A 23,019-nucleotide genomic window follows, 5' to 3' on the forward strand; every position below is an offset into this window, starting at 1 on the left:
CACCGCACGCTCGCCGGATTTACCACCCCGTCCCTTGATGACCATGGACTTCGCGATCATGTGCTCGCTCGTCCGGCCGGGTAGGCCTCGTTATCCGGTAATTGTCCATCGAGCCGCGGCTTTGCTCCACGCTGTCTTCAGACCCCACCTCGCGATGACGCCCTTGCGCTTCGCTAATCCTTCGCCGTCATCAGGCTGGATAGAGGACTTCCACCTCCAAGCTGTCGTTCATACTCGGCACACACAAAAAAAGCCCCGGCTTGCGCCGGGGCCTTGATGCAGCGAAACGTACGTTTCGCTTACTTGCTGTCGCGGTTCTTGAGCGCGGTGCCGAGGATGTCGCCGAGCGTCGCACCCGAATCCGAGGAGCCGTACTGCGCGATGGCTTCTTTTTCTTCGGCGACTTCGAGCGCCTTGATCGACACCTGGACCTTGCGGGCCTTCTTGTCGAACTGGATCACGCGGGCATCGACCTTCTCGCCGACGGCGAAGCGTTCGGCGCGCTGATCGTTGCGGTCACGGGCGAGCTCGGAGCGCTTGATGAAGGTGGTGAAGTCGGTACCGGCGATCTTCACCTCGATACCGCTCTCCTTCACTTCCAGCACCTCGCAGGTCACGACCGCGCCCTTCTTGACATCGCCCGGCTCGGCGAAGGGGTCGCCTTCGAGCTGCTTGATGCCGAGCGAGATGCGCTCCTTCTCGACGTCCACATCGAGCACCACGGCCTTCACCATGTCGCCCTTCTTGTAGTTGTCGATCACCTGCTCGCCCGGAAGCTTCCAGTCGAGATCGGAGAGGTGGACCATGCCGTCGACGTCGCCCTCGAGGCCCAGGAACAGACCGAACTCGGTCTTGTTCTTGACCTCGCCTTCGACCACCGAACCGGTCGGGTGCTTCTCGACGAAGACCTCCCAGGGGTTGCGCATGGTCTGCTTGAGGCCGAGCGAGATGCGGCGCTTGACGGAATCCACTTCCAGCACCTGCACGTCGACTTCCTGCGAGGTCGACACGATCTTGCCGGGGTGCATGTTCTTCTTGGTCCACGACATCTCGGAGACGTGGATCAGGCCTTCGATACCCGGCTCGAGCTCGACGAACGCACCGTAATCGGTGATGTTGGTGACGCGGCCGGTGAAGCGGGCACCCAGCGGGTACTTGGCTTCGATGCCCTGCCACGGATCGTCCAGCAGCTGCTTCATGCCCAGCGAGATGCGGTGCGTCTCGTGGTTGATCTTGATGATCTTGACTTTCACGGTCTGGCCGATCGAGAGCACCTCGGTCGGGTGGTTGACGCGGCGCCATGCGATGTCGGTGACGTGCAAGAGGCCGTCGATGCCGCCGAGGTCAACGAACGCACCGTAGTCGGTGATGTTCTTGACCACGCCGTCGATGACCTGACCCTCTTCGAGGTTCTGCACCAGCTCCTGGCGCTGCTCGGCGCGGGTCTCTTCCAGCACCGTGCGGCGCGACACGACGATGTTGCCGCGGCGGCGGTCCATCTTCAGGATCTGGAACGGCTGCGAGTTGTTCATCAGCGGCGCAACGTCGCGGATCGGGCGGATGTCGACCTGCGAGCGCGGCAGGAAGGCCACGGCACCGTCGAGGTCGACGGTGAAGCCGCCCTTGACCTGGTTGAAGATGACGCCGTTGACCTTCTCGTTGTTCTGGAAGGCCTTCTCCAGCTTGCCCCAGCTCTCTTCGCGGCGCGCCTTGTCGCGCGACAGCACGGCTTCGCCGAGGGCGTTTTCGATGCGATCGAGGAACACTTCAACCTCGTCCCCGACCTTGAGGTCGCTCTCACGGCCGGGGCCGGAAAATTCGCGAAGGGCAACGCGGCCCTCGGTCTTCAGGCCGACGTCGATGACGGCCATGTCCTTTTCAATTGCAACCACCTTGCCCTTGACGACGGAGCTTTCCTGCAGGTTGCCGCCCGCGAAGGACTCGTCGAGCATCGCGGCGAAATCGTCGCGCGACGGGCTGTAGGTATCAGCAGAAGTCGAAGCCATTTGTTCTCCAGTTGCGGATGTCTTGCCGGCCGTTGGGTTCATGGGCGCATCGCGCACGCAGTGTCGGAAGGTCCGCAAGACCTTCGAGCGACCGCTCGTTGCCCCGGTCTTGCGACCAGAACAGCGGAAGCGGGCCGGCTGAGGCCCGCGCGTTCGATACGTGGAAAGCTTTGTCCGGAACCTGGATCGCACCGGTCCCGAAACCGGGACGGAGCGTATCGACCTCAAAGAGCGGGAGCGGGCACTTCCTCCAATGACGGCGGCGGCTTAAACCCGCGACCGGCCCGCTCGGACAGCCTCGATAATGTCGATGGCGGCCCGGACGCCGCCTTCTATATCCAGTTGGGAGTTATCTAGCAAGTAAGCATCCGGGGCCGGTTTTAAAGGCGCAATCGGCCGGTTCTTGTCGCGTTCGTCGCGCTGGAGGATGTCGGCGAGCACGGCCGCCTCGTCCGCATCCTCGCCCCGCGCCCTGGCTTCCATGGTGCGGCGGCGGGCGCGGACCTTGGGGTCTGCGACCACGAAGATCTTCACGTCGGCGTGGGGGCAGATCACGGTTCCAATATCCCGGCCGTCGAGCACGGCGCCGGGCGGATCGGCGGCGAATTGACGCTGGAAATTGACCAGAACCTCGCGAACCCGAGGGATAGCCGAGACGATCGAGGCGCCCTCGCCGGCCTTCTGGGTCTTCAGCGCAGGATTGCCGAACTTTTCGGGATCGAGCTCCAACGCGGCCTGCACGGCAGCCGCCTCGTCGTTGAGATCGTGCCCTGACTGCATCAGGGCATAGGCGACCGCGCGATAGATCACGCCGGTATCGAGATGACGATAGCCGTAATGGTGGGCGAGACGCTTGCCAAGCGTCCCCTTGCCCGAAGCCGCGGGCCCGTCGATGGCGATGATCATGAAAACTCGGCCCCTAACGAACGCATCATCGGAGTGAAATCCGGAAAGCTGGTGGCGATGAAGGCGGTGTCGTCGACGGTCACGGGCTGATCGGAGGCGCAGCCCATCACCAGCGCGGACATCGCGATGCGGTGGTCCATGTGGGTGGCGACAGTGCCGCCGCCGGGGACGTGGCCGCGGCCCTCGACGATCAGATCGTCGCCAGCCACCTCGACCTTGACGCCGTTGACGCGGAGCATGGCGGCGGTGGCTTCAAGCCGGTCGGATTCCTTGACGCGCAGCTCCTGCAGGCCGCGCATGATCGTGGTGCCTTCGGCGAACGACGCCGCAACCGCCAGCACCAGATATTCGTCGATCATCGACGGCGCGCGCTCCGGCGGCACCTCGACGCCGCGCAGCTTCGAGGCGCGCACGCGCAATTGCGCCATCGGCTCGCCGGCATCGCCCCGCACTTCGCTCTCCTCGACGGACGCGCCCATTTCGCGCAGCGTGGTGAACAGGCCGGTGCGCAGCGGATTGGTCATGACGTCGGACAGCACGACATCGGAGCCTTCGACGATCAGTGCCGCGACGATCGGGAAGGCGGCCGACGAGGGATCGGCGGGCACCACGACATTGGCGCCATGCAGCTCGGGCTGGCCGACCAGCGTGACGCGGCGGCCGTGCCGGCCTTCCTGGACCGAGGTGATGTCGGCCCCGAAATGCCTCAGCATCAGCTCGGTGTGGTCGCGGCTGGCCTCGGTCTCGATCACCGTGGTGGTGCCGGGTGCAGCGAGGCCCGCCAGCAGCACGGCCGATTTGATCTGGGCCGAGGCGACCGGGGTCTTGTAGGTGATCGGCAGGGGGTCGCGCGCGCCCTGGAGGGTCAACGGCAGGCGCCCGCCCTCGCCGCCCGTGGTGACCTTGGCACCCATCTTTTCCAGCGGATCGAGGATCCGGCGCATGGGGCGGCTGCGCAGCGAGGCGTCGCCATCGAATACCGCCGAAATCGGGCAACCGGCGACGGCGCCCATGACCAGCCGGCAGCCGGTGCCGGAATTCCCGAAATCAAGCGGCGCCTTGGGCTGGGCGAAACCTCCGACCCCGACGCCGTTGACCGTCCAGGCGAAATCGCCGGTGCGCTCGACCCTGGCGCCCAGCGCCCGCATCGATTTGGCGGTGTTGAGGACGTCCTCGCCCTCGAGCAGGCCCGAAATCCTGGTCTCGCCGACCGCGAGCGCGCCCAAAATCAGGGCGCGGTGGGAGATCGACTTGTCGCCGGGCACCCGTACTTTCCCGGTCAGGGGACCGCTGGCGCGAGACTGGAGCGGCCTCGGTTGGTCGGAATGGGTCAAGATTGTGTCCTTGAATAGGCCCGGTGGGCTGGCGCGCAGGTACCACATGGTCCGCGCCCCGTCACGGGCATGTCGTTCTCGCGTAATGCGCTATTGACAGCGGGCCGCCAACTAGCCAAGTGAAGCACCGCTTTTCAGACATTCCCAGGATTCCTGCCGTGGCCAAGTCCGAACTCGGAACCAAACGTATTTGCCCGACCACGGGCAAGAAATTCTATGACCTCAACAAGAATCCGGTGATCTCGCCCTATACCGGCGAGGTGGTGCCGATCGCCCCGGTCGCTCCTGCGCGCGCCCCTCGTGGGGCCGAGGCCCGCAACATGGCCCAGGACAACGCGCCGGAGCCGGCAGAGGCCGAGGAATTGGTCTCGCTCGAGGAGGCCGATGCCGAGGAGAACACCGGCAAGGTGAAGGCCATCGTGCCCGAATCGGAGGACGATATCGAGGTCGACGAGACCCTCGACGACGATGATGACGACGATTCGACCTTCATTGCCGACGAGGAAGAGGGCGATGAGGACGTGACCGACATCATTGGTGATGTCGGAGGTGATGAAGAGACTTGAGATCAGCCCTGATCTGTGAAAAAGGGTGCACCGCGCGAGTCGGAAAGGCTCGCCGGTCCGGGGTGATCGACCAGGTTCATCCCGTCTAGGGTTTAAGGGGCCATAGCTCAGCTGGGAGAGCGCTTGCATGGCATGCAAGAGGTCGGCGGTTCGATCCCGCCTGGCTCCACCAGCCTTCGCTCGCTTCGCGAGCTTCGGCTGGGCAAGCCCGGGAAGTCTCTCGTAGCGAAGTGAGCGAAGGCTACCGCGCCATAGCCCGAAGGGCGACGGCGGGCTGGGGCTGACATTCGCTTGGTCGCCCATAAAGCGACGGCAGGCTACAGAGACATCTTGAGCGTGTGCCGAAGCTGCTACCCTGCCTTTCAGGGAGGTAGCGCGATGAATATGTCTATATCCTTGAAAGTCTTGATTCCCAGCACTTCTACGTCGGTATTGCGGACGACCTGCGAGCCCGTTTGGTGAAGCACAACGCCGGCGAGGTACCGCACACCTCGAAATATGGGCCATGGCGAATTCGGACTTATTTCGCCTTCGATGACTCCGCGCGCTGTCGGGTTCGAGCGATACCTGAAATCAGGCTCGGGGCGCGCTTTCGCGAAGAAGCACTTCTGATCGCATTTTCCCCCTACTCCCCGATCACCGCATTCAGCCGATCCCTCAGCGCGACGATCTCGTCCTTCATCGCGACCAGCTCGGACACCGAGCAGTCCGACGCCGCCAGGATCGATTGCGGCACGCTGCGCGCCTTCTCCTTCAGCGCATGGCCCTGCGGCGTCAGGGCGATCAGGACCTGACGTTCGTCCTCGCGCGAGCGGGTGCGCTTGACGAGATGGGCGGCCTCGAGCCGCTTGAGCAGCGGCGTCAGCGTGCCTGAGTCCAGGAACAGCCTCTCGCCGATCTCCTTCACCGGCACGTCGTCGCGCTCCCATAGCACCAGCATGACCAGATATTGCGGATAGGTCAGGCCGAGCCGGTCGAGCAGCGGCTTGTAGACGCGGTTGAAGGCGTGCGTGGCGGAATAGACCGCAAAGCAGATCTGGTTGTCGAGGCGAAGCGGGTCGACCGCCGTTGATTTCCGGGCCATGAAGAATCTTTCGCGTTTCTCCCATTCTGGGCCCGGCCGGCGGCACATTCAATTGCGAACAATTAAATGTGAGGCGCGCGAAATTCGATTGTGTACGATCTAATCGTCTGCAATAAAGCTCGCACCCCAACCTGGAAAGACCCGAGGAGACGAAAATGTCCGTGAACGTCCTCTACAAGACCAGCGCCAAGGCCACCGGCGGCCGCGACGGCCATGCCGCGACCCTCGACGGCGCGCTCGACGTCAAGCTCACCACGCCGAAGGAGCTCGGCGGCGGCGGCGGCGTCGGCAACAATCCCGAGCAGCTGTTCGCGGCCGGCTATGCCGCCTGCTTCATCGGCGCGATGAAGTTCGTGGCCTCGCAGGGCGGCCCGAAGGTTCCGGCCGACGCTTCCGTTACCTCGACCGTCGGTATCGGCCCGCGCTCGGAAGGCGGCTTCGGCCTCGACATCGACCTTGCCGTCTCGCTGCCGGGCCTTGCCCGCGCGGAGGCCGAGGCGCTGGTCGCCAAGGCGCACCAGGTGTGCCCGTACTCCAATGCCACGCGCGGCAATGTCGACGTTCGCCTGACGGTGGTCTGATCACGGCGGATTGGCTGGCCCGGGATCCTGCTCGGGCCGGCCGCTTCCGAGGGAATTTGCCACCTCGCGGCATGGCAGCGCGGCCGCGCATGCGGCCCCACGCGAGGGCCCATTGCTGGCGCAAAAAAACCTCGCTAGGCCTGTGCTCGAACGTCGACACAGGAGCGAAGGCATGAGTTCTGAAGCCGCAACGGGAGCCATGAGCGGACTGCGCGTCATCGATCTCACGCGCGTGCTCGGCGGTCCCTACTGCACCCAGATCCTCGCCGACCATGGCGCCGACGTGATCAAGGTCGAGCCGCCCGCGGGCGACGAGGTGCGCGAATGGGGCCCTCCGTTCCACGAGGAGGATGCGGCCTATTTCGTCGGCATCAACCGCAACAAGCGCTCGATCGGCCTCGACCTCGCCTCCGAGGGCGGGCGCGTCGTGCTGCTCAAGATGCTGGAGACCGCCGACGTCCTGATCGAGAATTTCAAGCCGGGCACGCTGGAGAAATGGGGCATCGGCAACGACGTCCTCAGCAAGAAATTTCCGCGCCTCGTGCATTGCCGGATCTGCGGCTTCGGTGCCGATGGCCCGCGCGGCGGCAATCCGGGCTATGACGCCATCATCCAGGCCATGACCGGCATGATCGCGGCGACCGGCTCGCCCGAGAGCGGGCCGATGCGGATCGGCGTGCCGCTGGTCGACATCACCACCGGACTTTATGCGGCGATCGGCATCCTGATGGCGCTGTCGGAGCGGCAGCGGTCGGGCAAGGGCCAGTTCCTGGAGACGACGCTGTACGAGACCGGCCTTGCCATCATGCACCCGCACACCGCGAATTATTTCATGCATGGCAAGCCGCCCTCGCTCACCGGCAACGAGCATCCGAACCTCGTGCCTTATGCGATCTTCCCGACCAAGACCGACAACATCTTCATCGGCGTCGGCAATGACGGCACCTTCCGCAAGCTGGCGAAGGAGATCGGCAAGCCCGAGCTCGGCACCGATCCGCGCTTTGCCCGCAACAAGGACCGCATCGCCAATCGCGAGGCGCTGCGCGCCGAGCTGGCCGCGGTGTTCAGCCAGCACGAGGCCGAGCCGCTGTGCAACCGCCTGCTCGCGGCGGGCCTGCCCGCGGGGCCGGTGCAGAAGATCGACCAGGCGCTGACCAATCCGCACACGATCGCGCGTGGCGATATCATCGAGAAGGACTGGTATAAGGGCGTCGCCTCGCCGATCCGGCTCGATCGCAGCAAGCCCAGCCTGCGCCGCGTGCCGCCGAAATTCAGCCAGCATGCCGCGGAGGTGCTGGGCGAGTTCGGCTACTCCAAGGTCGAGATCGACGCGATGGTCGAAAAAGGCACGGTCTGCGGTCCCGAGCGGAAACGCTGAAATCATCGGACGTAGTCAAGCGACAGCGCAGGTGCGCTCCCTCCCCCGCTTGCGGGGGAGGGTCGGGGACAGGGTGTCTCCGCACCGGGACAATCCCCAAGAGGAAAGAGCCCTCACCCGGCGCGAGGGACGATGCTTCGCATCGCCCGGACGCGCCGACCTCTCCCGCAGGCGGGAGAGGTTTTCGAGCCCGCGGCTAATCGCCAACTTCACATCAACCAATGCCGCACTGCGGCGCGCGCACGCATGTGCAGCGCGAACGGAGTTGGCTGACTGCTCCGTCTTCGCCTATTTGACGACTTCCCATTTGGCAGCGCTTGCTGCTTTCGTTTCTCCCGCTTACACAGTCATGTGAACGTCATATGGCGCTGCTAGCGCAAGCGCTTCTTAGTGACGGGCAAGGGAGGTTTTCTTGATGGCTCTTCGACATTTTGGCGCGGCTGCTGCTGTCGCGCTCACGGCTGGTCTCGGCGCCTCGCCGGCACTCGCCGCGACCGAAATCCAGTGGTGGCACGCGATGACCGGCGCCAACAACGACGTCATCGTCAAGCTTGCCAACGACTTCAACGCCACGCAGAGCGACTACAAGGTGATCCCGACCTACAAGGGCAACTACGCCGATACGATGAACGCCGGCATCGCCGCGTTCCGCGCCGGCAACGCGCCGCACATCATGCAGGTGTTCGAGGTCGGCACCGCCACCATGATGGCCGCCACCGGCGCCGTGAAGCCGGTCTACAAGCTGATGGCCGAGACCGGCGAGAAGTTCGATCCGAAGGCCTATCTGCCCGCGATCACCGGCTACTACTCGACCTCGAAGGGCGAGATGCTGTCCTTCCCCTTCAACTCGTCATCGACCGTGATGTGGGTCAACCTCGACGAGCTGAAGAAGGCCAATGTCGAGATCCCGAAGACCTGGCCTGAAGTGTTCGATGCTGCCAAGAAGCTGAAGGCGGCCGGCCACGCTACCTGCGGCTTCTCCAATTCCTGGGTCACCTGGGTCAATCTCGAGCAGCTCTCCGCCTGGCACAACGTGCCGCTCGCCAGCAAGGCCAACGGTCTCGACGGCTTCGACACCGTTCTGTCCTTCAACGGACCGCTCCAGGTCAAGCATCTTGAGAACCTGGTCGAGCTCCAGAAGGACAAGACCTACGATTATGCCGGCCGCACCAACACCGGCGAAGGCCGCTTCACGTCGGGCGAATGCCCGCTCTACCTGACCTCCTCGGCGTTCTTCGGCAACGTCAAGGCGCAGGCCAAGTTCGCCTTCACCGCGGTGCCGATGCCCTATTATCCGGACGCCAAGGGCGCGCCGCAGAACTCGATCATCGGCGGCGCTTCGCTCTGGGTGATGGGCGGCAAGCCGGCGGACGATTACAAGGGCGTCGCAAAATTCCTCACCTTCCTCTCGGATACCGATCGCCAGGTCTACATCCACAAGGCCTCCGGCTATCTGCCGATCACCAAGGCGGCCTATGAGAAGGCCAAGGCCGAGGGCTTTTACAAGGACCAGCCCTATCTCGAGACGCCGCTGCTCGAGCTGACCAACAAGGAGCCGACCGAGAACTCGCGCGGCCTGCGCCTCGGCAACATGGTGCAGCTCCGTGACGTCTGGGCCGAGGAGATCGAGCAGGCGCTGGCCGGCAAGAAGACCGCCAAGCAGGCGCTGGACGCGGCCGTCGAGCGCGGCAACACCATGCTGCGCCAGTTCGAAAAGACCGCCGTGAAGTAAGGCGACAGCGGCAGGCCGGTCAGCCGGCCTGCCGCTTCTGGGGCATCATGCAAAAGCAAGCCATTTTCCAGTCGAAGCTGTTGCCCTACGCGCTGGTTGCGCCGCAGCTCGCGATCGTCCTGATTTTCTTCTACTGGCCGGCCCTGCAGGCGGTGATCCAGTCCTTCCTGCTCCAGGACGCCTTCGGCCTGTCGACCAGCTTCGTCTGGTTCGACAATTATCTCGAGCTGTTCAGGGAGCGCGCCTATTTCGAGGCGATCCTGCGCACCTTCTTCTTCTCGTTCGCGATCGCGGTGTCGTCGCTGTCGTTCGCGCTGCTGCTCGCCGTGATGGCGGACAAGCCGCTGCGCGGCTCGATGCTCTACCGCACGCTGCTGATCTGGCCCTATGCGGTGGCGCCGCCGGTCGTCGGCGTGCTCTGGATCTTCATGCTGCATCCCTCGCTCGGCGTGCTCTCGCGCTACCTGCGGGCGCTGGGCATCGACTGGAATCCGCTGCTCGACGGCGACCAGGCCGCATCGCTGATCATCCTTGCCGCCGCCTGGAAGCAGATCTCCTACAACTTCCTGTTCTTCCTCGCCGGCCTGCAGAGCATCCCCAGGAGCGTGCTCGAGGCCGCCGCGATCGACGGCGCGCGCCCGATGCGCAGGTTCTGGACCGTGACCTTTCCGCTGCTGTCGCCGACCATCTTCTTCCTCCTGGTCGTCAACATCGTCTACGCCTTCTTCGACACGTTCGGCATCATCGACACCATGACCCGCGGCGGTCCCGGCAAGTCGACCGAGACGCTGGTCTACAAGGTCTATTCCGACGGCCTGCTCGGCGGCAATCTCGGCAGCTCGGCGGCGCAGTCGGTGATCCTGATGATCATGGTGATCGTGCTGACGGGCATCCAGTTCCGCTTCGTCGAACGCAAGGTGACCTACTGATGGTCGAGCAAGAGGGCATCAGGCGCTACGTCGCGCATATCATCCTGTGGATCGGAATCGCGATCGTCGCCTTCCCGGTCTACATCGCGATCGTCGCCTCGACCCAGGACAACGCGGTGATCGCGAACGGGCAGATGTCGCTGCTGCCCGGCGGCCACTTCTTCGAGACCTACTACCAGACCATCTTCGTCGGCACGAGCGGCTCGACCCGCGAGCCGGTCGGCAACATGATGCTGAACTCGCTGATAACGGCGCTGCTGATCGCGGTCGGAAAGATCGCGATCTCGATCATCTCGGCCTATGCGATCGTGTATTTCCGCTTTCCGTTCCGGATGCCGATCTTCTGGCTTATCTTCATCACGTTGATGCTGCCGGTCGAGGTCCGCATCTATCCGACCTACAAGATCGTTGCCGACCTGCACATGCTGGACAGCTATGCCGGCCTGTCGCTGCCGCTGATCGCATCGGCCACCGCGACGCTGCTGTTCCGCCAGTTCTTCATGACCGTGCCGGACGAATTGCTGGAGGCCTCGCGCATCGACGGCGCCGGCCCCTTCCGCTTCTTCTGGGATACGCTGCTGCCGCTGTCGCGCACCAACATGGCGGCGCTGTTCGTGATCCTGTTCATCCTCGGCTGGAATCAATATCTCTGGCCGCTGTTGATCACGACGCGCGACGACATGCAGACCATCCAGATCGGCATCCGCAAGATGATCACCACCAGCGACGCGCTGACCGAATGGCCGCTCGTGATGGCAACCGCCGTGCTGGCCATGCTGCCGCCTGTGTTCGTCGTCGTCGCCATGCAGAAATTGTTCGTGCGCGGCCTGGTCGAGACGGAAAAGTGAGAGGGGCGAATAGTGAGTAGCGAATGGCGAGTGGAAAAACCAGTGAGCGGCTTCCTGTGCCGCTGTTCCCCATTCGCTACTCCGTATTCGCCATTCGCCGGTGCAACCCATGGCTAACGTCACCCTGCGCAGCGTCCGCAAGACCTATCCCGGCGGCTTCGAGGCCATCAAGGGCGTCGACGTCGATGTTGGCGACGGACAGTTCTGCGTGCTGGTCGGACCAAGCGGCTGCGGCAAGTCCACGCTGCTGCGCATGGTCGCGGGGCTGGAGACGGTCACCGGCGGCGAGATCGACATCGGCGGCCGAATCGTCAACGGAATCGAGCCCGCCGATCGCGATATCGCGATGGTGTTCCAGAACTACGCGCTCTATCCGCATATGAGCGTCTACAACAACATGGCCTATGGCCTGCGCAACCGCGGCATGGCCGAGGCCGAGATCAAGACCCGCGTCGAGGAAGCCGCGCGCGTGCTCGAGCTCTCCGCCATGCTGGAGCGCAAGCCGCGCCAGCTCTCCGGCGGCCAGCGCCAGCGCGTCGCTATGGGCCGCGCCATCGTGCGCCAGCCGAAGGTGTTCCTGTTCGACGAGCCGCTGTCGAACCTCGACGCCAAGCTGCGCATCGCGATGCGGGTCGAGATCCGCAAGTTGCAGCGCCGGCTCAACACCACGTCGATCTACGTCACGCATGACCAGCTCGAGGCGATGACGCTCGCCGACATCCTCGTGGTGATGAACGGCGGCCAGGTCGAGCAGGTCGGCAATCCCCTGGCGATCTACGAAAAGCCGGCCACGACCTTCGTCGCCTCCTTCATCGGCGCGCCGCCGATGAACCTGATGTCGACGCGGCCCGAGGAGATCCGGTCGCAGCTCGCCGGCAGCACTGCTGCCGATGCCGGCATCCTCGGCATCCGCCCGGAGGATTTTGTAATCACTGACGAAGTTCCGGCCGGCGGCGTCGCCTTGCCGCTCACCGTGGAGGCGATCGAGCGGGTCGGCGCCGAAACCTTCGTCTACGGCTCGCGGGAGCAAGAGGACCAGCGCGTCGCCGCCACACCCGGCGAGCTGCCGCCCGGCGAGGTCATCGTCCGCATTCCTGGAACCCAGGCCCCCGCCATCGGCGCGAGAATCCGTGTCGCGGCGGTGCGGGCCAAGCTCCATCTGTTCAGCGGCGACGGGCGGAAGCGGATCGAAGCCTGACGGGTTCCGGGAGGCGCTCGATCAAGTGCGAAACAACCCCATGCACAGTAGAAGGGGGGTTGTTTTTGTTGGAGAATTTTCTCGCGAATTCGTCATGCCCGGGCTTGTCCCGCCTGCGCGGCCGACGCCGCCGCTTCGGCGCGGCGAAGGCCCGGGCATCCACGTTCTCAGTGCCGCGAGCAAGGACGTGGATGGCCGGGACGAGCCCGGCCATGACGCAGCTGAGGCTATGTGAGCCTATCGAAGGTGGAATCGGCCCGTCCACAGGGCTCCCCGCTACGTCCTTGAACCCACAGGGGAACATGCCCATATTGCTGCTCAAGGGGTGCCAGTACGGGCCCCGACACACCAAAGTCGCTTCTGCGAGGACTTTGTAAACTATGTCTCGTGTTCCAACGCTCTCCAGTCCCTTCCTGCTGGGCTTCGACGAGATCGAGCGCGTGCTCGACCGCGTCGTCAAAGGCGCCGACGGTTATCCTCCCTACAATATCGAGAGGTGTGACCGCACGGACGGCCAGCCCGAGCGTTTGCGCATCACGCTGGCGGTCGCCGGATTTACGCGCGACCAACTCGATGTAACCATTGAGGAAAACCAGCTCGTGATCCGCGGGCGGCAGCAGGACGACAAGACCCGGCAATACATCCATCGCGGCATCGCCGCGCGCCACTTCCAGCGCACCTTCGTGCTGGCGGAGGGGATGCTGGTGCTGGGCGCGGATCTGAAGAACGGGCTGTTGTCGATCGATCTGGCCCGGCCAGAACCGGAGCGGATCGTTAAGACAATCGCTATCAATGAGCACGAATAATGGAACGAGTAGCGGACTCGACCGCTTAGTGTTCCAGAGGAGTCGAGACCATGAGTGAAGGTCACGTTGCGTTCGAATACGAAGCCAAGAACGTCTCTCCGGAGACGCTGGCAACCCTGGGCGAAGGCCATATCGCCTATGTGAAGCAGATCCGCTCCGAGGACGTGCCGGACCTGTTCCCCGAGGCGCCCAAGATCGCGCCGGGCCTCAAGCTGTTCGCGCTCCATGCCGCCGACGGCACACCGATCATGCTGACCGACAGCCGGGAAGCTGCGGTCGCCAACGCCTGGAGCAACGAGCTGCAAGCGGTGAGCGTGCACTAAGCGCACGCGCGTCGCACGAATAGGGTTTCAAACGGGCATGCCTTCACGCGAAGGCGTGCCCGTTTTACTTTGACGTCGAATTCGGATACTCTAAATTCTGGTTGATCTGACCAGAAAGAGCAACATGACGGCAAGACGTCCCTCTTCCAAGAAGGGCTCCCGGTCCGGGCGATGGAGTCTTCAGGATGCGAAGACGCATCTGAGCCAGATTGTCAGAGAGGCCCAACGCTCCGGCCCACAGCGCGTGACGCTGCACGGAAAGGACGCCGCGGTTGTCATCGCGGCAGAGGAGTTTGATCGCCTCCAGCGGCCCGTCAGTGGCCGCGACATCGTTGCCGCCCTTGCCAAGTCTCCGTTGGACGACCTGGAATTCGAGCGCCTGTCGGTCAAGTCCAAGGTTCGGGATGTCGAGCTTTGAGAGGATGGCTGCTCGATACCAACGTGGTTTCAGAGCTACGCAGGCCCAAGCCTAACTCTGACTGCGCGAATTTTGTCGCCAACCAAGCAGGCGATGATCTCTACATAACGGAGGTCACGTTCGCCGAAATCGTCTATGGCATCGAACAACTCTCCGACCCGGCCAGGCGCGCCGATCTCCAATCGTGGCTGGGTAACATCCTTCGACCGCTCTTCGCGGGTCGGGTCCTTGCCATCACCGAAGACGTCATCGTGCGATGGAAAACGATGATTGTTGAAGGCCGCAAGCGCCGCCATACGTTCAGCCAACCAGACCTGTTCATCGCTGCGATCGCCGCCCTTCAGGATCTGGTTGTGGTTACACGCGACGTCGACGAGTTCGCCGAAGCGCGCGTCCCGGTGTTCGATCCGTGGACGCACAGGTTCTACCGTCACGGCAAGGAGACGCTCGTGCGGCCACCCGTGTGGTTAGATGCGATCGCCAAGCTATAGCGGAAGTGGCGACTTTAGGCCTGGGAGCAGGCGGCAGCGTCACTCCACGCCGCCGACGGCACGCCGATCATGCTGACCGACAGCCGGGAAGCTGCGGTCGCCAACGCCTGGAGCAACGAGCTGCAAGCGGTGAGCGTGCACTGAGCGCACGCGCGTCGCACGAATAGGGTTTCAAACGGGCATGCCTTCACGCGAAGGCGTGCCCGTTTTCATTTGAGCGGTGATGTTTTCGCGTCGCCATCGCCAGCCAACGGGAATTCGGCGATGTCCCTGCCCGCGTGCGGTCAGGGCAATCGCATATGGGAGCGATATCGCCTGTGGCCATCCTTCGAGACGCCCGCCGTTGGCGGGCCCTCAGGATGAGGACCGAGTGCGTTGCGCTGGTTCCAACGAGCACCGATGCCGCTTAGCCTCATCCTGAGGGCCCGCCGGAGGCGGGCGTCTCGAAGGACGAGGCGCGCGCTCAGCTCGCGCAAAGCACCATATGCGATGTCCACGCCCGCGTGCGGGGGCGGCCTTGGCTCTTGCGCGCACGAGACCTCATCAACCCGTGATTTGACAGTTCCTGCGTATTTGTCAAATCTGACAAAATGCAGGCCAAGGCCCCTCCCCAGGACCGGATCCTCGACGCCGCCTTGCGCGTGTTCCGGCGCCACGGCTTCCGCCGCTCCTCGATCGAGCAGGCGGCGGAGGAAGCCGGACTGACGCGGCAGGCGCTCTATCATCACTTCGCCTCCAAGGAGGCGCTGTTTCGCGCCGTGCTCGAGCGGATCTACGAGCAGGGGCTCGCTGCCGAGATCGCGGCAGCGAAGGCGGCGGAAGAAGCGGGCCTCGAGCTTGCCGACATTCTGCTCGCCGAGATCGGCGCGCGGATGCAGTCGCTGCTCGCCTCGCTCAAGGACTCGCCCCATACCGAGGAGCTGTTTTCCGAGCACCTCGCGCAGGCGCGCGACCTCTACCAGAGCTATTCCAATCGTTTCGCCGACGAGATCGCAGCCACGATCGCGCGGGTGTGCCGCAAGCGAAAGCTTAACCTCGAAAGCGGCGTCAGCGTGCGCGAGCTCGCGCGCTGCGTCGAGATGGCGATCCACGGCACCAAATCCGCTTTCCCTGCCATGCAGCCGGTCGAGGCGTTCCTGAAACAGCTCGAGACCATGCTGCGCATGCTGATCGCCGGCGCGATGGCGCCGTCCGCAAAGAAATCCCACCGCAAAACGGGAGTTCGAAAATGACCACCACGACCATCAATGGACGGCCTCTGGTGCTACCCGACGATCCGGATGCGCTCTTGATCGACGTGATCCGCGATGACGGCCTCACCGGCACCAAACTCGTCTGCGGCTCCGGCGTCTGCGGCGCCTGCACCGTGCTGCTCGACGGCACGCCTGTCGTGAGCTGCCTGTTGCCGGCGCAGGCGGCCGCCGACAAATCGCTGACGACCATCGAGGGGGTCGGAGCAGCCGGATTGCATCCGGTGCAGAAGGCGTTCATGGCGCACGACGCCCTGCAATGCGGCTTCTGCACGCCCGGCTTCGTCGTCGAAGCCACCGCCTTCCATGACGGCTGGCGCGCGACCAGGGGCGCGGCGACACCCTCGCGCGAGGAGATCGCCGCCGCACTCTCAGGACATCTCTGCCGCTGCGGCGCCTATGAAGGCATTTTTCGCGCGGTGGCGGAGGCTTGTTCAGGCCGCTTCGACGGCAACGATCCCATCGCGCCGCGGCTGGAAGCCCGCGACAAGGTGACGGGACTGGCCCGCTACACAGTCGACATCCACCATGACGGCCAGCTCGAAGGCGTCATCCTGCGCGCGCACGTCGCGCATGCGAGGATCACCGGGCTTGATCTGGCACCGGCGCGGGCCATTGCCGGTGTTGCCGCGGTCGTTCCGCTGCTCGACGATGACAACATGGTCCGCTTCGTCGGCGCGCCGATTGCAGCAGTCGCGGCCAAGGATCGCCGCACCGCACTGAAGGCGATTGCCGCGATCAGCTTCAAGCCCGAGCCTTTGCCCGCGGTGATCGGGCTCGATGCAGCGCGACGCGACGATGCGCCAGTCGTGTTCGAAAAGAAGGACCGCAAGCGTGCCGGCAACGTGTCCGAGGGCGCGGGCGGCGCTCCGGTATCGTGGAAGGGCAATGTGCGCGGGCCTTCGGCGCCGTTCTCGCAGAAAGCCAAAAAGGCCAAGAGCTGGCTTGACGAGGCGCGCCGGCAACGCAATCCGCTGCTGGTCGAGGAAACCTTCCGCGTCTCGACGCAACAGCACGCAAGCCTCGAACCACATGCCGCCGTGGCCAGGTTCGACGGCGATCAGCTCATTGTGCACATCTCGACCCAGGCCATTCACGAGAGCATGGAGAAGATCGCCAAGCGTTATGGCCTTCCGCACGACAAGGTGCGCGTGATCGCCGATCATGTCGGCGGCGGGTTCGGCTCCAAGGGCAGCGTTGGGCTGGAGACCATCGCCGCAATCGAGCTAGCGCGCGCCGCGAAGGCGCCGGTGCGTGTCGCCTTCGATCGTGAAGAGGAGCTTTCCGTCGCCGGCTATCGTCCGGCCGCCGAGCTGAAGCTGTCCTTGCTGCCTTCGGCGGAAGGCCGCCTCAAGGCTCTGTCGCTCACCGCCCACGCCGATACCGGCGCCGCCGTGAATTCGCTGATCGCGGGCCTCGCGCGGCTGATCTATCCGGCCGAAGCAAAAGAGCTCGTCGACTTCGACGTGCTCAGCAATTTGCCGCCCGGCGCGCCGTTCCGCGGCCCCGGCGGTCCGCCGATGTCGTTTGCGCTGGAACAGGCGGTCGACGAAGCGGCGCTGCGCATGAAGGTCGATCCGATTCAGCTGCGCAAGCTCTGGGACCCCGATCCCAACCGCCAGCGATTGTACGAATGGGCTGCCGGCCTCGACGTCTGGAAGAGCCGCAAGCCGGCCGCCTCGCAGACCGGCCGCTACCGGCGCGGCGTCGGCGTCGCCACCGGCTACTGGCTCTATCTCTGGCAGACCGGCTCCTCGGTCGAACTCGCGATCAAGGGCGGCCGCATCGTCGCAAGCTGCGCGGTCCAGGATATCGGCACGGGCACGCGCAGCGTGATCGCGAACACCGTCGCGAAGGCGTTCGATCTCGAGCCGCAGGATGTGGACGTTCGCATCGGCCGCTCCAACCTGCCGCCCGGACCGGGCTCCGGCGGCAGCCGCGTCACCGCCTCGGTGGTGCCGCCGACCTTGCTCGCCATCGACAAGCTGAAAGCGGAGATCAAGCGCACCGCGTCTCGCACACCTGCTCCGGGCTCGAACGCGCCGTGGCGCGAGATGATCGCGGCTTCTCCTGACATCGCCGTGTCGGCGAAACGCCAGGAGGACGGCAAGCCGCCGCCCGGCGTCAGGCCAGCGCTGCACGAGGCGGGCATCATGGGCCGGGTGTTCGGTTGGGTGCTGCGTCTGATGAACCACATGGTGGTCGGCGCCGGCGTGCCGAGCTCGGTGCAGGTGATGGAAGTCGAGGTCGATACCTGGCTCGGCCATGTGCGCGTGCTCAACGCCTATACGGGCCTCGCGGTCGGCAAGCTCGCCGCACCGGCGCTGGCGCGAAGCCAGGCCGCGGGCGCGGTGATCCAGGGCATCGGCTACGCACTCTATGAGACGCGGGAGACCGATCCTTCGAGCGGCCACATCCTGAGCGGCAGCATGGAGGATTACCGCATTCCGGGGATGGCCGACATGCCGAAACTGGACGTGCATTTCGACGAAGCCGGCTTCGAGCATGTGCCGGGCGGCAGCGTCGGCATTGGCGAAGTCGCCACCGTGCCGACCTCGCCCGCGATCGCCAACGCCATCCGCGATGCGATCGGCGTGAGACTGACGGAAATTCCGTTCCGGCCCGATCGTCTTGTGGCCGCGCTGAAAGGGAGGGATGCAGCATGAGTGTCGCCGTCATGACCGCCACGCCCGCTGCCGAGCCCGCGCCTGAATTCCGCGCCGGAGGCACCGACTTCAGCGAACGCCGGCGCAGCGGGGTGTCGCAGGGAATGCTGATCGATATCTCGGCCAGCGGCGACAAGACGATCACCTGGGGCGCCGATGGAGCCGCCCGGATCGGCACGCTGACCACCATCGCCACGATCGCGACCGACCCGCGCATCGCCGCTGCCTATCCCGGTCTTGCGGCGAGCGCGCAAGGGCTCGCCACGCCTCAGGTGCGCCACGTCGCGACGCTCGGCGGCAATCTCGCGCAGCGTTCGCGCTGCTGGTATTTCCGCAGGGCCGACATCGATTGCCTGAAGAAAGGCGGCAGCACCTGCCCTGCCCGGTCAGGCAATCATCTCTATGGTGTTGCCTTCGATCTCGGCGACTGCGTCGCGCCGCATCCCTCGACCATGGCGGCGGCTCTGCTCGCCTATGATGCGACCATCACCACGGACCGGCGCAGCGGATTGACGATTGCCGGCCTGCTCGGCGACGGCTCGGTCTCGCACGCCGATCATACACTCGCAGCAGGCGAGATGATCATGAGCATTGCGCTTCCTGCTCCGCTTCAAGGCGAGCGCGCGTCCTACAAGCGGGCGATCAGCCGGACCTATGCAGAATGGCCGCTGGTGGAACTCTGCGCCCGCGTTGTGATCGCCGGCGGCAAGTTTCACTTCGTGCGTCTCGCTGCAGGCGGCGTCGCGCCCGTGCCGCTTCGCCTCACCGCCGTGGAAGTCCAGCTCAGCGGCAAGATTGCCAATGCGGCATCGATCGCAGAGGCGGCGAAAGCGGCGAGCTCGGGCGCCAAGCCATTGCCGATGACGGCCTACAAGCTCGATCTTCTGCAAGGGCTGGTGCGCGACGTGCTGGAGCGGCTTTCGGGCTAGCTGGTATTTGCGCGACGTTTTTCCGCCCCGTCATTGCGAGGAGCACTTGCGACGAAGCAATCCAGGCTGCTTCCGCGGAGGGAGTCTGGATTGCTTCGCTGCGCTCGCAATGACGGAGTGCGATGCTGCAGCGTGCTCAACTCCCATGTCCCGGACGCGCTGCAACGCTCTTGGCGTTGCAGCGCACAGCCGGGACCCAGGAAGCCACGGAACTCGCGAACGTGTCCCGCCTCACCGCACCGCCGGAATCAGCGCACGCAGGATCTCCGGCTTCCAGCTTTGGCGCGCGCTGTCGAAGGCCGCGAAATCGTGATCGAACTGCCAGTAGGCCCAGGCCCAGCCGAGCCGCTCCGCGCTTCGCGCCACGAACGACAGATATCTCGTTCGTGCTTCGGCGGGAGCGGCCTCGTACACGCCGAACTCGCCGAGATAGATCGGGCGCTGTTCCCTTTCTGACCAGGACCTGACCTTCTCGAAATCGGCGCGCGCCTTCTGCTCGTCCTCCGGCGTGCCCCAATCAAGCGGGCCGATTTGCGAGAACGTCTGCGACCACGGTGCGCCCTGATGGGTGAAACGGATCGGCGCGTAATAGTGAAACGTGACGATGAGGTTTCGGTCGTCCGACGGCAGGACCAGGTCTTCGACCGGCATCTCATCCACGTTGAGAACCGCAGCGATCACCGTCCGCCGAGGATTGGTGGCGCGGATGATGCCGAGACACTCGTTCAGCAGGGCGTTCCAGGCGGCGGACGTCATCTGCCCGCCCGGCTCATTGAGCACCTCGAAGACAAGCCTCGGATATTTTCCGGCATAGCGCGCGGCGATTTGCGTCCAGAATGCTTTCAGCTTCTCGGCGCACTCGGAGACGTCGCGCTGACAGACATGGGTGTCGTGCTCGTCCAGGATGGGGATGAGATTTCGGGCGAGCACCGCCTCGATGACGGCATCGAGCCGCCTCAAGACGACTTCATCCAGCGAATTCTCCGGGTTCATGAACTTGAAGCCGAAGAAATTGATGCGAACGTGCGAGAACCCGGCGCGCCTGATCGCGGTGAGGTTGTCCAGACGAAATGGCGCGTTGCGGCCTCCCTCCCAGATGCCGTCGTAGCCGAGGATGTTGATGCCGCGCCCCAATCTTGGGGGAGCGGATTTGGCCTGTCCGGCTGCCTCCGCCGGGGAGCAGATCGCAAGCACCGATAGCGCCAAGGCGAGACCGAGAGTTACCGCCCAGCGGGCGCAGACGGTGTTCATCCTGCCTGCTCCATCATTGCTGAGAGCCTTGTTGCGGCACCGGCCGGCACACTGCGAAGAAGAATGCGACGAGCAGCACCGAGGTGAACATCGTGGAGCGCAGGAACATCGTCTCGGTGAAATTCGATTGAAAGCTGAGGACGACAAATCCGATCACGAGAGCGCAGTGGCGACGGTCGATCGACCGGCTGGCGATCAAGTACAGGACCTTTTCCGAGAACAGATAGACGCTCGCGACGAACAGCACGTATCCCAGGAAACCCGTCTCCATCGCCACCGCGATGTAGCCGCTATGGTAATTGTCGAGCACCCAGCCATGGTTCTGGTTGAAATAGTCGTAAATCGCAGGGCGCGTCCAGAATCCGTTGATGCCGAAGCCCAGCAGCGGCGCATCGTTGAAATGGCTGATGGCGTACTGCCAGATGAACGTTCGCTCGGTCAAATTGATGGTCTCTTCGCCGAGATGGATGGAATCGTACCCGGTGACGTAGAAATACAGCATCAGCAGCGCAGCCAGGATGCACATGATGACCGGCAGCACCGCGTAGATCCTCATGCAGCGAATCGACCACATCGAGGTCACGAGCAGTGCGCCGGCGGCAATCGCGACGGCGCCGGCACCACGGGATTCCGAGGCGATGACGCATGTCGATGTCAGGAGAAACGTCAGGAGGAAAACAATCCAGCCCTGGCCCGACATCTTCTGATAGCAGGCAAAGAACATCAGATAGGCGCTGATGAAGCCGAGCGTCTGCTTCGATTCGTAGATCCCTTGCCACTGGCCGCTGTGCATCCAGCTCTGATCGACGCCGATCTCGGGCACGAAGACCGCACACAAGGCCGAGGCGGCGACCAAGATGAAGAGTCCCAGCGCCGTCGATCCGACGATCTCGTCGATGTCGATCCGCGTGATGAGGCAGTACGCACCGAAGGTCGTCGCCACGAGGGCCGCGCTCTTCATGATCGCTGCAGTGGCGAGGCTGGTCCAGAGCACGGAAACAGCGGCGAGAGCATAGAATGCGACCAGCGCGATGAGATCGGGATTGGGCTGCACGCGCACGCAGGGACGCACGAAGGCACTGGCGTAGATCAAGATGACCCACATCAAGAGCGCAACGGCCTGTTGCACAAAGCTCCATTCTGCGGGAAGCAGCGCGGGGTGGAGGACACCCATCGACGCGATCACATTGACGGTGATCGAGCCGCGCATCACGTTTCTGGCCAGCTTTTCCACGCCGACGCCGGGCGCTGTCCAGATCGCGCGTTCGTCCTCCTCGGAATCGTCGGTGTGCAGGCTGGTCATGAGCTGACCGCCTGAAGCACGGCGAAGCTTTCCTCACCGCGCATCACGAGCGCCTTCGCACGCGCGCCTGCCGCGGGCACCGGCCGGTCCAGGCCTGATTGCCAGGGCCGTTCTCCCGCCACGGCCGCGAGGCGCATCGGCGTCATTCCATTCCCAGTCACGGCCGCTCAGTCCACAGCTTCGAACGGCTCTCAGCGGATGTTGGCGCCGCCCAATGTGCCGTGCGTCTCAAGCGGGAAGATTTTCGTACCTTCTACCTTTGAGATCAAGGTGGCAGACGGGACACTGCCCTCACAATCAGGTGCCAGACACGATCGGGCCCTTGACCGGCGAGAAGGACGGAGGGTTACGCCGCCGTTGCCGGCGGCAGCGCCAGCACGGAATAGATCGCCTGCGCATCGCGCGAGGCGCGGAGCTTCTTGGCGATGTCCTGGTCGCGCAGCAGGCGGGCGATGCGGGCGAGCGCCTTGAGGTGATCGGCACCGGCGCCCTCGGGGGCGAGCAGCAGGAAGACGAGATCGACCGGCTGGCCGTCCATCGCCTCGAAATCGATCGGACGATCGAGCCGCGCGAACAGGCCGAAGATCTTCTCCAACTTGGGCAGCTTGCCGTGCGGAATGGCGACGCCATAGCCGACCGCGGTGGTGCCGAGCTTCTCCCGCTGCAGCAGCACCTCGAACACCGAGCGCTCGTTCTGCCCGGTCAGCTCGGCGGCCTTGGCCGCGAGCTCCTGCAAGGCCTGCTTCTTGCTGTTGACTTTCAATGCCGGGAGAATCGCCTCGGGTGCGACCAGATCGGTAATCGGCATGGAAGCTTTCCGAGGTGAATTAAACCGTCAGGTTCCGATTTGGCCAGCTTGATAGACCAAGCTCGGCCGGCGTCAATAACATGAAGCAGGAGGCGGACTTAGCCCCAAGTCCTGCCAAGTCCAGATGTGGGGGGCTTCTACTCCAACGCAATCCCGGTGCCAACTCCCGCGTGCGGCTTTGCCCCCGTCATTGTTAAGGGCCGGGATGGTAC

General features: G+C 64.3%; 22 protein-coding genes, 1 tRNA gene and 2 pseudogenes. 17 read left to right on the forward strand and 8 right to left on the reverse strand.

The genetic code is table 11. The annotated features are described in order from the left end of the window. Positions 1–299: 299 nt before the first annotated feature. The 3 genes from rpsA to aroA form a co-directional block, all read right to left on the reverse strand. Positions 300–2,006 (reverse strand): 30S ribosomal protein S1, encoded by a 1,707-nt coding sequence (rpsA, locus tag N2604_RS01260; protein WP_036009120.1) that lies wholly within the window; start codon positions 2,004–2,006, stop codon positions 300–302. A gap of 267 nt (positions 2,007–2,273) precedes the next feature. Further along, the gene (gene cmk, locus N2604_RS01265) at positions 2,274–2,912 is read right to left on the reverse strand and encodes a (d)CMP kinase (protein ID WP_260373464.1); all 639 of its coding nucleotides are present in this window, start codon (positions 2,910–2,912) and stop codon (positions 2,274–2,276) included. Then, a complete protein-coding gene (aroA, locus tag N2604_RS01270; RefSeq protein ID WP_260373465.1) occupies positions 2,909–4,246 on the reverse strand; it encodes a 3-phosphoshikimate 1-carboxyvinyltransferase in 1,338 nt (445 codons plus the stop codon). The genes cmk and aroA overlap by 4 nt, the downstream gene beginning before the upstream one ends. A gap of 158 nt (positions 4,247–4,404) precedes the next feature. Here aroA and N2604_RS01275 point away from each other — a divergent pair, with 158 nt between their 5' ends. The 3 genes and pseudogenes from N2604_RS01275 to N2604_RS01285 all read left to right on the forward strand — a co-directional run bounded on the left by N2604_RS01275 (position 4,405) and on the right by N2604_RS01285 (position 5,424). Then, a complete protein-coding gene (locus N2604_RS01275) occupies positions 4,405–4,812 on the forward strand; it encodes a TIGR02300 family protein (RefSeq protein WP_260373466.1) in 408 nt (135 codons plus the stop codon). Between the two features lie 96 nt (positions 4,813–4,908). Further along, positions 4,909–4,984: transfer RNA gene (locus tag N2604_RS01280), tRNA-Ala, on the forward strand. A gap of 220 nt (positions 4,985–5,204) precedes the next feature. Further along, a pseudogene (locus N2604_RS01285) lies at positions 5,205–5,424 on the forward strand (GIY-YIG nuclease family protein). Between the two features lie 13 nt (positions 5,425–5,437). Here N2604_RS01285 and N2604_RS01290 read toward each other — a convergent pair. Further along, positions 5,438–5,896, reverse strand: a complete 459-nt coding sequence (locus tag N2604_RS01290) for a MarR family winged helix-turn-helix transcriptional regulator (protein WP_260373467.1) — start codon at positions 5,894–5,896, stop codon at positions 5,438–5,440. Between the two features lie 155 nt (positions 5,897–6,051). Between N2604_RS01290 and N2604_RS01295 the strand changes: the two genes are divergently transcribed. The 14 genes and pseudogenes from N2604_RS01295 to N2604_RS01360 all read left to right on the forward strand — a co-directional run bounded on the left by N2604_RS01295 (position 6,052) and on the right by N2604_RS01360 (position 19,445). Next, positions 6,052–6,477, forward strand: coding sequence for an organic hydroperoxide resistance protein (locus N2604_RS01295; RefSeq protein WP_260373468.1), 426 nt, complete (start codon positions 6,052–6,054; stop codon positions 6,475–6,477). 172 nt (positions 6,478–6,649) lie between these two features. Next, positions 6,650–7,855, forward strand: a complete 1,206-nt coding sequence (locus N2604_RS01300; protein ID WP_260373469.1) for a CaiB/BaiF CoA-transferase family protein — start codon at positions 6,650–6,652, stop codon at positions 7,853–7,855. 415 nt (positions 7,856–8,270) lie between these two features. Then, positions 8,271–9,587 carry a sn-glycerol-3-phosphate ABC transporter substrate-binding protein UgpB gene (gene ugpB, locus N2604_RS01305; RefSeq protein ID WP_260373470.1) on the forward strand — a complete coding sequence of 439 codons (1,317 nt, stop codon included), beginning with the start codon at positions 8,271–8,273 and terminating at the stop codon, positions 9,585–9,587. Positions 9,588–9,634: 47 nt separating this feature from the next. Further along, entirely contained in the window at positions 9,635–10,516 is an 882-nt protein-coding gene (gene ugpA, locus N2604_RS01310) for a sn-glycerol-3-phosphate ABC transporter permease UgpA (RefSeq protein ID WP_260373471.1), read from the forward strand. Then, the gene (ugpE, locus tag N2604_RS01315; RefSeq protein ID WP_260373472.1) at positions 10,516–11,364 is read left to right on the forward strand and encodes a sn-glycerol-3-phosphate ABC transporter permease UgpE; all 849 of its coding nucleotides are present in this window, start codon (positions 10,516–10,518) and stop codon (positions 11,362–11,364) included. The genes ugpA and ugpE overlap by 1 nt, the downstream gene beginning before the upstream one ends. Positions 11,365–11,473: 109 nt before the next feature. Further along, the gene (locus tag N2604_RS01320; RefSeq protein WP_260373473.1) at positions 11,474–12,562 is read left to right on the forward strand and encodes a sn-glycerol-3-phosphate import ATP-binding protein UgpC; all 1,089 of its coding nucleotides are present in this window, start codon (positions 11,474–11,476) and stop codon (positions 12,560–12,562) included. Between the two features lie 380 nt (positions 12,563–12,942). Then, positions 12,943–13,368, forward strand: coding sequence for an Hsp20 family protein (locus N2604_RS01325; RefSeq protein ID WP_024338612.1), 426 nt, complete (start codon positions 12,943–12,945; stop codon positions 13,366–13,368). Positions 13,369–13,418: 50 nt separating this feature from the next. Beyond that, positions 13,419–13,691 carry a DUF1150 domain-containing protein gene (locus N2604_RS01330; protein ID WP_018645064.1) on the forward strand — a complete coding sequence of 91 codons (273 nt, stop codon included), beginning with the start codon at positions 13,419–13,421 and terminating at the stop codon, positions 13,689–13,691. Between the two features lie 124 nt (positions 13,692–13,815). Further along, the gene (locus tag N2604_RS01335) at positions 13,816–14,109 is read left to right on the forward strand and encodes a type II toxin-antitoxin system Phd/YefM family antitoxin (protein WP_260373474.1); all 294 of its coding nucleotides are present in this window, start codon (positions 13,816–13,818) and stop codon (positions 14,107–14,109) included. Next, the gene (locus N2604_RS01340; protein ID WP_260373475.1) at positions 14,106–14,600 is read left to right on the forward strand and encodes a type II toxin-antitoxin system VapC family toxin; all 495 of its coding nucleotides are present in this window, start codon (positions 14,106–14,108) and stop codon (positions 14,598–14,600) included. Before N2604_RS01335 ends, N2604_RS01340 begins: the two co-directional genes overlap by 4 nt. Before the next feature lie 39 nt (positions 14,601–14,639). Next, a pseudogene (locus N2604_RS01345) lies at positions 14,640–14,744 on the forward strand (DUF1150 family protein); the annotation flags it as partial. A 446-nt stretch (positions 14,745–15,190) separates the two neighbouring features. Next, on the forward strand, positions 15,191–15,832 hold the full coding sequence (locus N2604_RS01350; RefSeq protein ID WP_260373476.1) for a TetR/AcrR family transcriptional regulator: 642 nt from the start codon (positions 15,191–15,193) through the stop codon (positions 15,830–15,832). Continuing rightward, complete coding sequence (locus N2604_RS01355; RefSeq protein ID WP_260373477.1) at positions 15,829–18,516, forward strand: molybdopterin-dependent oxidoreductase; 2,688 nt, start codon at positions 15,829–15,831, stop codon at positions 18,514–18,516. The genes N2604_RS01350 and N2604_RS01355 overlap by 4 nt, the downstream gene beginning before the upstream one ends. Then, a complete protein-coding gene (locus N2604_RS01360) occupies positions 18,513–19,445 on the forward strand; it encodes a xanthine dehydrogenase family protein subunit M (protein ID WP_260373478.1) in 933 nt (310 codons plus the stop codon). Before N2604_RS01355 ends, N2604_RS01360 begins: the two co-directional genes overlap by 4 nt. A 231-nt stretch (positions 19,446–19,676) precedes the next feature. Here the strand turns inward: N2604_RS01360 and N2604_RS01365 are convergent, their stop codons facing one another. From N2604_RS01365 to ptsN, 4 genes are all read right to left on the reverse strand, one after another. Further along, positions 19,677–20,696, reverse strand: coding sequence for a glycoside hydrolase family 5 protein (locus N2604_RS01365; protein ID WP_260373479.1), 1,020 nt, complete (start codon positions 20,694–20,696; stop codon positions 19,677–19,679). A 13-nt stretch (positions 20,697–20,709) separates the two neighbouring features. Then, complete coding sequence (locus tag N2604_RS01370) at positions 20,710–21,999, reverse strand: O-antigen ligase family protein (RefSeq protein WP_260373480.1); 1,290 nt, start codon at positions 21,997–21,999, stop codon at positions 20,710–20,712. Continuing rightward, positions 21,996–22,145: a hypothetical protein gene (locus tag N2604_RS01375; protein ID WP_260373481.1), complete on the reverse strand. Its 150-nt coding sequence runs from the start codon at positions 22,143–22,145 to the stop codon at positions 21,996–21,998. Before N2604_RS01375 ends, N2604_RS01370 begins: the two co-directional genes overlap by 4 nt. Positions 22,146–22,345: 200 nt before the next feature. Further along, on the reverse strand, positions 22,346–22,807 hold the full coding sequence (gene ptsN / locus N2604_RS01380) for a PTS IIA-like nitrogen regulatory protein PtsN (protein ID WP_008141251.1): 462 nt from the start codon (positions 22,805–22,807) through the stop codon (positions 22,346–22,348). Between the last annotated feature and the right edge of the window lie 212 nt (positions 22,808–23,019).

The sequence above is a fragment of the Bradyrhizobium sp. CB1015 genome (assembly GCF_025200925.1).
In the GTDB taxonomy this organism is placed as follows: domain Bacteria; phylum Pseudomonadota; class Alphaproteobacteria; order Rhizobiales; family Xanthobacteraceae; genus Bradyrhizobium.